The sequence below is a fragment of the Pseudomonas sp. N-137 genome, assembly GCF_034555295.1.
GTDB lineage: Bacteria > Pseudomonadota > Gammaproteobacteria > Pseudomonadales > Pseudomonadaceae > Aquipseudomonas > Aquipseudomonas rhizophila.
The window spans coordinates 433,391-446,084 of record NZ_JAXUDQ010000010.1 but is presented as its reverse complement, the minus strand read 5'-3'; the positions used below and the strand labels follow the sequence as shown (position 1 = coordinate 446,084).

General features: G+C 60.2%; 12 protein-coding genes. 6 read left to right on the top strand and 6 right to left on the bottom strand.

The window, feature by feature from the left end:
* Positions 1-70: 70 nt before the first annotated feature.
* Complete coding sequence (gene gcvT / locus T3A99_RS11560; protein WP_047226077.1) at positions 71-1,153, top strand: glycine cleavage system aminomethyltransferase GcvT; 1,083 nt, start codon at positions 71-73, stop codon at positions 1,151-1,153.
* A 51-nt stretch (positions 1,154-1,204) separates the two neighbouring features.
* The gene (gcvH, locus tag T3A99_RS11555; RefSeq protein ID WP_047226076.1) at positions 1,205-1,588 is read left to right on the top strand and encodes a glycine cleavage system protein GcvH; all 384 of its coding nucleotides are present in this window, start codon (positions 1,205-1,207) and stop codon (positions 1,586-1,588) included.
* A 176-nt stretch (positions 1,589-1,764) separates the two neighbouring features.
* Here gcvH and T3A99_RS11550 read toward each other — a convergent pair whose 3' ends face one another.
* The 5 genes from T3A99_RS11550 to T3A99_RS11530 all read right to left on the bottom strand — a co-directional run bounded on the left by T3A99_RS11550 (position 1,765) and on the right by T3A99_RS11530 (position 5,966).
* On the bottom strand, positions 1,765-2,085 hold the full coding sequence (locus T3A99_RS11550) for a DUF2388 domain-containing protein (RefSeq protein ID WP_171061308.1): 321 nt from the start codon (positions 2,083-2,085) through the stop codon (positions 1,765-1,767).
* A 65-nt stretch (positions 2,086-2,150) separates the two neighbouring features.
* Positions 2,151-2,600, bottom strand: coding sequence for an NfeD family protein (locus T3A99_RS11545; protein ID WP_047226074.1), 450 nt, complete (start codon positions 2,598-2,600; stop codon positions 2,151-2,153).
* A gap of 9 nt (positions 2,601-2,609) precedes the next feature.
* Positions 2,610-3,530: an SPFH domain-containing protein gene (locus T3A99_RS11540; RefSeq protein WP_047226073.1), complete on the bottom strand. Its 921-nt coding sequence runs from the start codon at positions 3,528-3,530 to the stop codon at positions 2,610-2,612.
* Between the two features lie 174 nt (positions 3,531-3,704).
* A complete protein-coding gene (locus T3A99_RS11535; protein WP_047226072.1) occupies positions 3,705-5,489 on the bottom strand; it encodes a GspE/PulE family protein in 1,785 nt (594 codons plus the stop codon).
* A 144-nt stretch (positions 5,490-5,633) separates the two neighbouring features.
* Positions 5,634-5,966: a hypothetical protein gene (locus tag T3A99_RS11530; protein ID WP_047226071.1), complete on the bottom strand. Its 333-nt coding sequence runs from the start codon at positions 5,964-5,966 to the stop codon at positions 5,634-5,636.
* 125 nt (positions 5,967-6,091) lie between these two features.
* Here T3A99_RS11530 and T3A99_RS11525 point away from each other — a divergent pair, with 125 nt between their 5' ends.
* Complete coding sequence (locus T3A99_RS11525) at positions 6,092-6,562, top strand: Lrp/AsnC family transcriptional regulator (RefSeq protein ID WP_047226070.1); 471 nt, start codon at positions 6,092-6,094, stop codon at positions 6,560-6,562.
* 113 nt (positions 6,563-6,675) lie between these two features.
* Here the strand turns inward: T3A99_RS11525 and T3A99_RS11520 are convergent, their stop codons facing one another.
* Positions 6,676-8,043, bottom strand: a complete 1,368-nt coding sequence (locus tag T3A99_RS11520) for an inorganic triphosphatase (protein WP_047226069.1) — start codon at positions 8,041-8,043, stop codon at positions 6,676-6,678.
* A gap of 205 nt (positions 8,044-8,248) precedes the next feature.
* Here T3A99_RS11520 and argE point away from each other — a divergent pair, with 205 nt between their 5' ends.
* The 3 genes from argE (at position 8,249) to T3A99_RS11505 (ending at position 12,653) form a co-directional block, all read left to right on the top strand.
* Positions 8,249-9,406 (top strand): acetylornithine deacetylase, encoded by a 1,158-nt coding sequence (argE, locus tag T3A99_RS11515; RefSeq protein ID WP_305467101.1) that lies wholly within the window; start codon positions 8,249-8,251, stop codon positions 9,404-9,406.
* A 133-nt stretch (positions 9,407-9,539) separates the two neighbouring features.
* Entirely contained in the window at positions 9,540-10,838 is a 1,299-nt protein-coding gene (gene argA / locus T3A99_RS11510; RefSeq protein ID WP_047226067.1) for an amino-acid N-acetyltransferase, read from the top strand.
* 489 nt (positions 10,839-11,327) lie between these two features.
* Entirely contained in the window at positions 11,328-12,653 is a 1,326-nt protein-coding gene (locus tag T3A99_RS11505; RefSeq protein WP_322834315.1) for an OprD family outer membrane porin, read from the top strand.
* Positions 12,654-12,694 lie beyond the last annotated feature (41 nt).

The following is a 12,694-nucleotide window of genomic DNA, read 5'->3' as shown; positions in this document are numbered from 1 at the left end:
GAAAACGTTTTTGGCGTTCACGCTGTGCAGTGCTCGTCCGCACCTTCGCCAATCCCGGAAGGAGACACCCATGGGACAGCGTACGCCTCTGTATGACCTTCATCTCGCCCTCGGCGCGAAGATGGTCGATTTTGGCGGTTGGGATATGCCTTTGCATTACGGCTCGCAGGTTGAGGAGCACCATCAGGTGCGTCGCGACTGCGGTGTGTTCGATGTATCCCACATGACCGTTATCGATGTCGCCGGTCCCCAGGCCAAGGTCTGGTTGCAGCGCTTGCTGGCCAACGATGTCGATCGCTTGCAGGACACGGGACGTGCCTTGTACAGCACCATGCTTAACGAGCGCGGCGGCATAGTCGACGACATGATCATTTATCGGGTCGAGCACGGCTATCGGCTGGTCTTCAACGCCTCGACCCGCGATCAGGACCTGGCCTGGATGCAGGCACAGCTTGGTGAATACGATGTGCACCTGCTTGAACGCCCCGAACTGGCAATGCTGGCGATCCAGGGCCCCCAGGCCCGGCACAAGATTGCCGAACTGGTTTCGCAATCGCGCGGCCAACTGATCCAGCAACTCAAGCCTTTCGAAGGCCGTGCCGACGGTGACTGGTTCATCGCCCGTACCGGCTACACTGGCGAAGATGGCCTGGAAATCGTCCTGCCTGCCCACGAAGCCCCGAGTTTTTTCAATGATCTGGTGGGCGCCGGCATTTCTCCCATCGGCCTTGGCGCTCGCGATACCTTGCGCCTGGAAGCTGGCATGAACCTGTATGGCCAGGACATCCACCAGGACGTTTCTCCGCTGGCCTCGAACATGGCCTGGAGCATCGCCTGGGAACCGGCGAGCCGTCAGTTCATCGGGCGCAGTGCTCTGGAAGCCGAGCTGGCCGGCGGTGTACAGCAAAAACTGGTGGGCCTGGTGCTGGAAGAACGCGGCGTTCTGCGCGCTCATCAGGTGGTCCGCATCGCCGATGTTGGCGAAGGGGAGATCACCAGTGGTAGTTTTTCTCCTACGCTTAGCAAGTCAATTGCCTTGGCACGCGTTCCGATGGCCACCGCCGATCGTGCCGAGGTAGAAATTCGTGGTAAGTGGTACCCGGTACGAGTGGTCAAGCCGACCTTCGTCCGCCATGGCAAAACCCTGATCTAACCTTTTGCGGCGGGCCGCTGGCCGCTGACACTTCTCTTGAGGACACAGAGTATGAGTTTTATCCCTACCGATTTGCATTTTGCCGAAAGCCACGAGTGGGCGCGCCTGGAAGCTGACGGTACCGTCACCGTGGGCATCAGCGATCATGCGCAGGAAGCTCTGGGTGATGTGGTGTTTGTCGAACTGACCGAGGTCGGTAAGGTTTATTCCGCGGGTGACCAGGCCGGTGTGGTGGAGTCGGTAAAAGCCGCTTCCGACATCTACTCGCCGATCAGTGGCGAAGTGATCGCAATCAACGAAGACGTGGGCGGTTCACCGGAACTGCTGAACTCCGATCCCTACGGTGCATGGATCTTCAAGCTCAAGCCAAGCGACAAGGCCGAGCTGGACAAGCTGCTTGATGCAGCAGGCTACAAGGCCGCTATCGGCGAATAAGCAACAAACCTGTGGGAGCGAGCCTGCTCGCGATGGCTGTGGGTCAGTCAATATGGTTGCCACTGATCCACCGCCATCGCGAGCAGGCTCGCTCCCACAGGTTTTAAGTGCCTTGGAGAGAATTGCCAGGCAAAAAAATGCCGCTCAATCGAGCGGCATTTTTTATCGGTCTGGAATCAGTCCTGGGCGACGGCGTTTTTCGCCAGGATCGCGTTGGCCAGCTCCATGTCGGTGGCCTGCAAGCCCGGGTTGTCGGCACGGACTTTCTGCATCGCAGCTTCCAGGTATGGACCACGGATACCGCCGTCGCTGGCAACGAAGCTGCCGGCGTCGTCCTGAGCGGCGACGATCAGCTTGTTATCCTTGAAAGTCAGGTAGGTGGAACCGGTGGTTGCACCGGACGAGATGACGTTACGCCAAAACGTGTCGGCCATTGCCGAGCCGACAGGAAGAGCAAGCAAGGCCAAGGTCGCGACAGCAAGTTTGAGACGCATGATAGGTGACTCCACTGGGTTAACTATGACTTTGGATAACCAACTCCTCGATTGAGTTCCATGACGTCTCAGTCAGCCCGTTCTACCAGCAGCACCGCGCCTTCCTGTGCCACCACCCTGACCCGCGTGCCCACGGGCGACTCGGGCCCCTTGGCCAGCCAGACACTGTCCGCCACCTTGATCTTGCCGCGTCCATCGATAATCGCTTCATGAATCTGAAAGACCTTGCCGATCAGTTCCTGCCCGCGCAGGTTCAGGAGTGGTTGATCGCTTTGGCGTACTGCGCTGCGCTGGCGTCGCCACCAGTACAGTGCTGTCGCGATGGCGAAAAGGCCGAACAACAGGAACTGCATTTCCCACGGCATCTGCGGCAGGATGAACGTGAGCACGCCGACCGCGGCGGCGGCTATGCCGATCCACAGTAGGTAGCCGCCGGCGCCAAACACTTCGAGGATCAGCAGGATGACGCCCAGCGCCAGCCAGTCCCAGTACGATAGTTGTTGCAGGAACACCCACATATTGGCGCCTCAGGCTTTCTTGCTGTCGAAGGTGGCCTTGACGATCTCACCGATGCCACCAACCGCTCCGATGACCTGACTGGCTTCCAGCGGCATCAGGATCACTTTGCTGTTGTTGGCCGACGCCAGGCGGCCCAGCGCATCAATGTATTTTTGCGCGACGAAGTAGTTCACGGCCTGGACGTTGCCGTCTGCGATTGCCTGGGATACCACCTGGGTGGCCAGCGCTTCGGCTTGCGCTTGACGCTCGCGGGCCTCGGACTCCAGGAACGCGGCCTGGCGGCTGCCCTCTGCCTCGAGGATTTGCGCCTGCTTCTTGCCCTCTGCGGTGAGAATCGCCGACGCTCGCAAGCCCTCGGCTTCCAGGATTTGGGCACGCTTGATGCGTTCGGCTTTCATCTGCCCTGACATGGCGGCCATCAGGTCGGCCGGTGGGCTGATGTCCTTGATCTCGATCCGGGTGATCTTGATGCCCCACGGTGCTGTAGCTTCATCGACAGTGCGCAGCAGTTTTTCATTGATGCCATCACGCTGGCTCAGCATCGCGTCCAGCTCCATGGACCCCAACACGGTGCGGATATTGGTTTGCAGCAGATTGCGGATCGCGTGCTCGAGGTTGTTGACCTCGTACGCAGCCTGGGCGGTATTGACCACTTGGAAGAAGCACACTGCGTCGATCTGTACCGTGGCGTTGTCGGCGGTAATGACTTCCTGAGGTGGGATGTCCAGTACGCTTTCCATGACATTGATCTTGCGGCCGATGCGATCCATCACTGGGATGATGATGTTCAAGCCGGGCTTGAGGGTGTTGGTGTAGCGGCCGAACCGCTCGACAGTCCATTGGTAGCCCTGGGGCACGACCTTGAAGCCCATGAATAGGATGGCGACCACGAGGCCGATAAAAAGTAAAAGTACGCTACCGATCTGCATGACTGTTCCCTGTTCTGATTGAAAATGACTTGCGCGCCCTGAGTGTAGGGCAAACGGCCATTGTCATCACTCAGTGGGAGCAAAGCTTGCTCGCGATGCAGGCGCCATGCTTCCTTGGGAGACCGCGTCATTTTCATCGCGGGCAAGCCTTGCTCCCACAGCCTCTCCCCACAGCTACTTCTGCTCGCTCTGCGGGGTCACGCGCAGGACTTCCTCAACGGTCGTCAGCCCTGCGGCGACTTTTTGTGCGCCCGATAACCGCAAGCTGCGCATCCCTTCCTTGAATGCCTGGCGACGCACCGCCAGCAGGTCGGTGTCGGGGTGAATCAAGCCTTTGACGCTGTCGGTCAGTTGCATGATTTCGTAAACCCCGGCGCGGCCGCGATAGCCGGTGTCACGGCATTCCAGGCAGCCGACGGCCTGTTGGGCATTGGCCGGCAACGGGGCCTGCCAGGGGCGTGTCAGGGTCTGCCAATCGTCTTCATCCAGGGTCAGAGGGGCCTTGCAGTGCGGGCACAGCGTGCGTACCAGGCGCTGGGCCATGACGCCGAGCACCGTGGCCTTGATCAGGTAATGGGGCACGCCTAGCTCCAGCAAGCGACTGATGGCGCTCGGTGCATCGTTGGTGTGCAGGGTCGAGAGGACGAGGTGTCCGGTGAGCGCCGCCTGGATCGCCATTTCAGCGGTTTCCAGATCGCGGATCTCGCCGATCATGATGATGTCCGGGTCTTGCCGCATCAACGCACGCACGCCGGCGGCGAAGGTCAGGTCGATGTTGTGCTGCACCTGCATCTGGTTGAAGGACGCCTCGACCATTTCAATCGGGTCCTCGATGGTGCAAAGGTTTACCTCTGGCGTCGCCAGCTTCTTGAGGGTGGTGTAGAGGGTGGTGGTCTTGCCCGAACCGGTGGGGCCGGTCACCAGGATGATGCCGTTGGGCTGACGGGTCATGTCTTGCCAGCGGCGCAGGTCATCGGCGGAGAAGCCGAGCTGGTCGAAGTCCTTGAGCAGTACTTCGGGATCGAAGATCCGCATGACCATTTTTTCGCCAAACGCCGTGGGCAGCGTCGACAGGCGTAATTCCACTTCGCCACCGTCCGGAGTCTTGGTCTTGACCCGACCGTCCTGGGGCTTGCGCTTTTCCGCGACGTTCATCCGCCCCAGGCTCTTGAGGCGACTGATGATCGCCATCGTCACCTGCGGCGGGAACTGATAGACGGTGTGCAGCACCCCGTCGATGCGAAAGCGCACCGTGCCCTGCTCGCGACGCGGTTCGATGTGGATATCGCTGGCACGTTGCTGGAAGGCGTATTGGAACAGCCAGTCGACAATGTTGACGATATGGGCGTCGTTGGCGTCCGGCTCCTGATCGCTGGCGCCCAGGTTGAGCAGTTGTTCGAAGTTGCTCAGGTTGCTCGGTTGCTGGTCGACCGTAGTGGCGCCGCTGACCGATTTGGCCAGGCGATAGAACTCCACGCTCAGGCGCTGGATATCCACCGGGTTGGCAACGACCCTCTGGATCGGCAGCTTGAGTACATGGGTCAGGTCCGCTTCCCAACTGCTGACGTAAGGCTGGGCGCTGGCCACCGTGACCGCGTCGCGGTCCACAGCCACCGCGAGAATCTTGTGGCGCTGGGCAAAGGCGTAGGACATCAGCGGCGTGACGGCCGCCACGTTGATTTTCAGCGGGTCGATGCGCAGGTAGGGCTGGCCGGCCTGTTGCGACAGCCAGAGGGTCAGGCTTTCCAGGTCCAGGCGCTTGCCGGGGCGGCTGAGATCGTCCAGATGCTGGTTGGCGATGAACTCCAGTGGGTGCAGCTGGGCGCTGGCGCTATGGCGCCGGCGCGCATTGAGTGCGGTTTCGGCGCAGTCCTGGCTGATGAAGCCCTGGGCGACCAATTGGCGCAGCAGATCATTGAGGTCCAGCCAGCGGTCCTGAGTGGCGTGTTTGGTGGACATGCGGGTTCCTATTGGACAATTGCAGCAAAGCCGCGATACAGACGCTTCGGCGTCCTCGCTCGGTCTGCAAAAGAATAGTCCCGACACTATGGACCGTTGGGCCACTACCCGACCAATGCGTTTCGAATTCTTGCCGGCAGCCGTTCAGCCTGCCGCCTGGGCCGGCTCAAGGCGCGCACTGTCAGCGTCTTGCAGGTCCACGGAGCACACGCTGATCAGGTTACGTAATTTTTCAGCGAGCACTTGGGCACGGTGCCAGCTCAACCCGTCCATGAGGATCTCCATCGACAGCAGATCGTCGTCGCGTTCGACGTGGACCTGCCGGGGTGTCAGGCCTTGCAAGGCAAACAGATTCAGCGCCCGGCACAGCAGATCCGGTTCGGCTTCGGCCCGCAGATGGTAGTGGGCGCGACAATGGCGATTCTGGGCGTGCCAGACATCGGGTCGGTTGGAGGTGACGGCTTCGAGAGGGGGCATGGACGGTCTCCGGGGATGTGGAGAAATGTTTACATGCGCGACGGGGTATTTCTTATCTAATATGAATGATTATTCAGATCCGGTGAATCGTATGATTCTGGATTAAGCCTAGAAGAGGTTTATTTATGCACGGAGAGTTGGACGGCTACGACCGCAGGATCCTGGCGCTGCTCCAAGAGGATGCTTCGCTGTCCAGCGCGCAGATCGCCGAACAGGTGGGCTTGTCCCAATCACCCTGCTGGCGGCGGATTCAACGGATGAAGGAGGAGGGGATTATTCGCGGTCAGGTGACCTTGCTCGATCGCAAGAAAATCGGCCTCAACACGCAGATATTCGCCGAAATCAAACTCAACGCGCACGGACGTTCGAACTTCACCGAGTTCACCGAAGCCATTCGCGGCTTTCCCGAGGTGCTGGAATGCTACGTGCTGATGGGGTCGGTGGATTTCCTGCTGCGCATCGTCACGGCGGACATCGAGGCGTATGAACGCTTCTTCTTCGAAAAGCTGTCGATGGTGCCGGGGATCCAGGAAGTGAACTCGATTGTGGCGCTGTCGGAGATCAAATCGACGACGAGTTTGCCGGTGGTGCGCTGAGCTTGTTTTTGCGGTGTTTGTGCTGGCCCCCATCGCGAGCAGGCTCGCTCCCACATGGGATCTCTGTTCGCCGAAGATCCATTGTGGGAGCGAGCCTGCTCGCGATGGCGATGTTACAGGCGCAGCAAAGTCTTCCAGGCCCGATTCTGATAAACCGCGATCGCCTGTTGCTTGCGCGCTTCCAGGGCTTCTTCGGTAATCGGTTCGTTGGCCAGTTGCGCCAGTTTGTTCAGCTCACCGTAGAGGCGGTCCATCTCCGGGATTTCCAGCACATGGCGAGCGTGGTGCAGCCAGGCCTGGATGCGTTCAATGCGCGGCAGCTGTTCGGCCAGGTCTTCCGGCTGTTGCTGATAGCGTTGCAGTTGCAGCGACGAGGACTCTTCGCCCAGCAGGCGCGGCAGCCAGCTAGCCAGTTGGGCGGCACCCTGGCGATTGCCGCGGGTGTTGCGCTCGGCAGCCCAGCTGCGGGCCAGCAGCCAGCGTGAGGTGTTGAGGGAGAATTGGCCCCAGCGCGGGTCTTGCAGCTCTTCAAGGAACTGTTCCGGCGCGGCCTTGCGCACGTCTTCGTCATCCAGGCCGGCCTGGACCAACGGGCGCCAGTCTTCCAGCAGTGCGTCCAGGGCGACGCGCAAGTCATGCGTCGATTGGCGTGGTGCGGCCTGGCCGAGGCTGCTGAGCAGGGCGCGCAATTCGGCCAGGTTTTCCACCCAATCCTGCAGCAGGCGCCAGTGGCCGTTAAAACGATACTGTTCGGCCAGACGCTGGCTGCTGCCCAGCAAATGCCAGCTCAGCGCGGCAAAGGCATCATCGAGTGGCATCTCGCCGGTCAATTGCGGGGCCGGCAGACTCAGGGCATAGCTGTTCGCATCGTGCAGGCGATAACCACGCTCGGCCTTGCTGATATCACACGGCATCAAGGGCAGGGTCGCGGCCAGCTCGGCGGCCAGTTCCAGCAGGGCAGCGGGTTCACCTTCGCGCAATTCCAGCTCCAGCTCGCAGATTTCTTCCTTCTGCTTGCCGACCACGACGTGGCCCAGGTCCAGCGCGGCCTCGATGACCACTTTGCTTTTGCCGCGGCCCCAGGCGATTTCCGCGCGTTCACGCACGAAATCGGTGGTGAAGATGGCCTTGAGGGTTTTCTTGTCCAGTTCGGCCAACGCCTCTGGCCAGCATTCGCCATCGAGTTTCTTCAGGTCGAGCTTGGCTTTGGGCAGGTGCCAGTCGTACTCGTTGCGCTCGGACAGGCCGGCGATGCTCTGGCCGCGAGTCTTGAGGGTCTGGATCACCTCTTCGCCGTCGCGACGCAGGCGCAGGGCGACCTTGGCCCCAGCCAGGTCACGCTCTGGCGTGTCGAAATACTGGTTCATCAGTTCGTGGCGTTCCCAGCCGCTTTTGTTGCGTTTCTTGAGCAATGGGTGCTCGCGCAAGGCTGCCAGGGTCTCGCGGCTGACGCGGAGTTTGATTTCGGTTTCTTTCTGCATGGCCGGAAAATCCAGGGATCGGGTGCGCAGCCGGGGGAAGGTGTGGCTGCCAAGGCCGTGCAGTGTACAGGACTCATCCGTTCTACGCGCCGCGGCGGTTTATGGGAGTGTCCTGTCTCACCAATACTGTTCCTTTTTGGTGAGACAGGACACTCGCGCAAGATGGTTCTATGATGGACATCAATTTGTAAGTCCGGAGCCAGCGATGCCTTTGCCCACCCTGAAAGATCAGTTCGCTGCCCTGATCGCCGCGCCTTCGGTCAGTTGTACCCAACCTGGGCTGGACCAGTCCAACAGTGCCGTGATCGAGCTGCTGGCGGGTTGGCTCGCCGATCTGGGGTTCTCCTGCGATATCCAGCAGGTCAGCCCCGGCAAGTTCAATTTGCTGGCCAGTTTCGGCAGCGGTCCCGGAGGCCTGGTACTGGCCGGGCACAGCGACACGGTGCCGTTCGACGGCCAGTTGTGGCAGACCGATCCGCTGAAGCTCACCGAGGTCGATGGCCGTTGGGTTGGCCTGGGCAGTTGCGACATGAAGGGTTTTTTCGCCCTCGCCATCGAAGCGGTCAAGCCCTTGCTGGAGCAACCGTTCAAGCAGCCCTTGCTGATCCTGGCCACTTGCGACGAAGAAAGCTCCATGGCCGGCGCCCGTGCCCTGGCCGATGCCGGAAGGCCGTTGGGGCGTGCGGCGGTGATCGGCGAGCCGACCGGCCTCAAGCCGATTCGGATGCACAAAGGCATCATGATGGAGCGCATCGACATTCTCGGGCGCAGTGGTCATTCCTCCGACCCGAGCCTGGGTCACAGCGCCCTTGAAGCGATGCACGACGCTATGGGCGAGTTGCGTGGCCTGCGCCTGCAATGGCAGCGCGAATTTCGTAACCCGCAATTCACCGTGCCACAGCCAACCCTGAATTTCGGCTGCATCCACGGCGGCGACAACCCCAACCGGATTTGCGGCCAGTGCTCCATGGAGTTCGATCTGCGGCCATTGCCCGGCATGGACCCGAATGTCTTGCGGGCGGCGATCCAGCAGAAGCTCAATCCCATCGCCGAGCGCCATAAAGTCAAGATCGACTACGCACCGCTGTTCCCCGAAGTGCCCCCCTTCGAGCAGGCCGAAGACTGCGAACTGGTGCGAGTGGCCGAGCGACTCACCGGCCATCGTGCCGAAGCAGTGGCGTTTGGCACCGAAGCGCCTTATCTTCAGCGTCTTGGCTGCGAAACCCTGGTACTTGGCCCCGGCGATATCGCCTGTGCCCACCAACCGGGCGAGTACCTTGAAATGTCACGTTTGCAACCTACCGTGCAGCTATTGCGGCAACTGATCGAACATTACTGCCTGACACCGGCCATGGCCGGCTAAATTGCCCACATCCGGGCCCGTATTCATGAGGAGAGCGCGCGTGTCGCCAAGCCTGTTCCGACGATAACCATCAGCCCGCTGTGCGTTCCGTTTCGTCTTTTTTCGGCTGCTATTTATTTACAGGCCCAGGTTCATGCCCGAATACGTCAATTGGCTTCGTCACGCTTCGCCCTACATCAACGCCCACCGCGATTGCACCTTCATCGTCATGCTGCCCGGCGATGGTGTGGAGCATCCGAACTTCGGCAACATCGTCCACGACCTGGTGCTGCTGCACAGCCTTGGCGTGCGCCTGGTGCTGGTTCATGGTTCGCGTCCACAGATCGAAACCCGCCTCGCCGCGCGGGGCCTGACGCCCCATTACCACCACGGTATGCGCATCACCGACGCTGCAACTCTGGAATGCGTGATCGACGCTGTCGGCCAGCTGCGCATCGCCATTGAAGCGCGCCTGTCGATGGACATGGCGTCCTCGCCGATGCAGGGTTCGCGCCTGCGGGTCGCCAGCGGCAACCTGGTGACGGCACGGCCCATCGGCGTACTGGAAGGCGTGGATTATCACCACACCGGCGAAGTCCGTCGGGTCGATCGCAAGGGCATCAATCGCCTGCTGGACGAACGCTCCATCGTCCTGCTGTCACCATTGGGCTATTCGCCGACCGGGGAGATTTTCAACCTCGCCTGCGAAGACGTGGCGACCCGGGCGGCCATCGACCTGGCAGCCGACAAACTGCTGCTGTTCGGTGCCGAGCAGGGGCTGATCGGCGAAGACGGTCGTTTAGTGCGCGAGTTGCGCCCGCAACAGGTCCCGGCCCACATGCAACGGCTGGGCAGCGACTATCAGGCCGAGCTGCTGGATGCGGCGGCCCAGGCCTGTCGCGGCGGTGTGGCGCGCAGTCATATCGTCAGCTACGTCGAAGACGGTGCGTTGCTGGCCGAACTGTTTACCCGCGATGGCAGCGGTACGCTGGTGGCCCAGGAACAATTCGAGGTGGTGCGCGAAGCGGCCATCGAGGATGTCGGCGGTTTGCTGGACCTGATCAGCCCGCTGGAAGAACAGGGGATTCTGGTGCGTCGTTCCCGCGAAGTGCTGGAGCGTGAGATTGAGCAGTTCAGCGTGGTCGAACGCGAAGGCATGATCATCGCCTGCGCGGCGCTTTATCAGATCGCCGATTCGGATGCCGGGGAGCTGGCGTGCCTGGCGGTGAATCCGGAATACCGCCACGGCGGTCGTGGCGATGAGCTGCTGGAGCGGATCGAAACCCGGGCTCGGGCCAAAGGGCTCAAGACGCTCTTCGTACTCACCACCCGTACGGCCCATTGGTTCCGCGAGCGGGGCTTTGAGCCCAGCAGTGTCGAGCGCCTGCCAGCGGCGCGGGCATCGCTGTACAACTATCAGCGCAACTCGAAAATCTTCGAAAAAGCCCTCTAGGCGTCCTGCCAGGGGGTGAGCCGCACATCGGAGTGAACCGCGTAGCTGCGACCTTCTTGATTCCAGACAATGATCCGTCCGGCTGGAATCCATCAAGATCGCAGCTACGCTGTTTTGTCCATGAGTGCTGCATTTGGAGTGCTTGGGAGCCCCGCCGCGTTTCCAGGATCGCCACAGTGCAGGACCGCTATCAATAAAAACATTCAGTAATTCACAGACTGGCCGATATGCCATGTCACGGTTGGATGACGCTTTGATGGCGGTGATATTTCCAAATGAGCTGAAAACTTATGAAACAATTCTTTTTAGATTTATAAACAAACCATTATTCTGCGGGCCGATGTCGCGGGGTTAGACGATGGTCGTAATCACAAATGCTTACGATTGACTTGCCAGTCACGGTCTGGCGCTAATCACGCATCCGCGGATTCCGGGCGTTCGACCCGGAACCAAAGGCACACAAGAATTAGAAAACGAGAGGAGCGAAGCATGAACAAGTCCACCTTGGCCCTGGCTGTGGCCGTTGGGGTTCTGGCGCAGCAGGCAGGCGCCGCGGGTTTTATCGAGGACAGCAAGGCGTCTGTCAGTTCTCGTACGTTGTATTTCAATAACGATAACCGCGAAGGCGGTGCCGACCAGCGTGAAACCGCTACTGGCCTGAAGTTCGACTACAAGTCTGGCTTCACTCAAGGTGTCGTTGGGTTTGGTATTGATGCCCAGGCGCTGGTCGGTATTCATCTTGATGGCGGCAAAGGTCATCACCCGGATAACAACTCCTTTGTTCCAAGCGAGACCAACGGATCGGCTGTGGATAACTGGAGTCGTCTGTCGGGTAACGTAAAGGCGCTTTTCTCGAAGACCGAGGCTCACGTAGGTGGCGCACTGGCACCTAACCTGCCGATCCTGATCGCTAGTGATGGTCGTCTGCTGCCGCAAACCTTTGAGGGTGGCACCATCACCTCTAAGGAAATCGACGGTGTGACCTTCAACGCCGGTCAGCTGGAACACGCCGTTGGCCGCGCGGGGACTAACAGCACCGGCTTGTCAGTGAACGGCGCTACTGAGGAAAGCAACCAGTTCCGTTATGGCGGTGCCGACTGGAAAGTCACCAAGGACCTGACCCTGCAGTACTACTACGCCAACCTGCAGGATTTCTACAAACAGCACTTCCTGGGCGCGGTACACGTTTTCCCGATCAGCGAAGGCCAGTCGTTCAAGACTGACCTGCGTTACTTCGACAGCAGCTCGGATGGCCGTAACGGCGACGCGGGCTATCAATTCAACAACAACAACGGTTACGCCAAGACCCCGGGCGAGGTCGATAACAAGACCTGGAGCGCGATGTTCACTTACACCCTCGGCGGCAGTGCCTTCCTGTTGGGTCACCAGCAAGTCGGCGATGACGGTGGCTTCGTCTACCTGAACCAAGGCAGTCTGCGCAGCGACGCCGGTGGTTTTGAAGGGGCCGGTGGTTCGAGCTTCTACTTGTTCACCGACAGCATGATCCACCAGTTTGTCCGCGCCGGTGAGAACACTACCTTCGGTCAATATTCGTATGACTTCACCGCAGTAGGCGTTCCGGGCTTGAAGGCTGCAATTGCTTATCTGCACGGTGATGACATCAAATCCTCCACCGGTGGAAGCGAAACGTCCGAGTGGGAACGCGACATGCGCCTGGACTACGTTGTCCAGCAAGGCCCTCTGAAAGGGTTTGGCACTACCCTGCGTCACGGCACCTACCGTGGCAGCAGCACTGGTATCAACGACCAGGATCAGACTCGCCTGATCTTCAACTACACTTACAACTTCATGTAAGACGTAGCGAAGTAAATAAGCCCCGCCCGGCAGCACGCCGG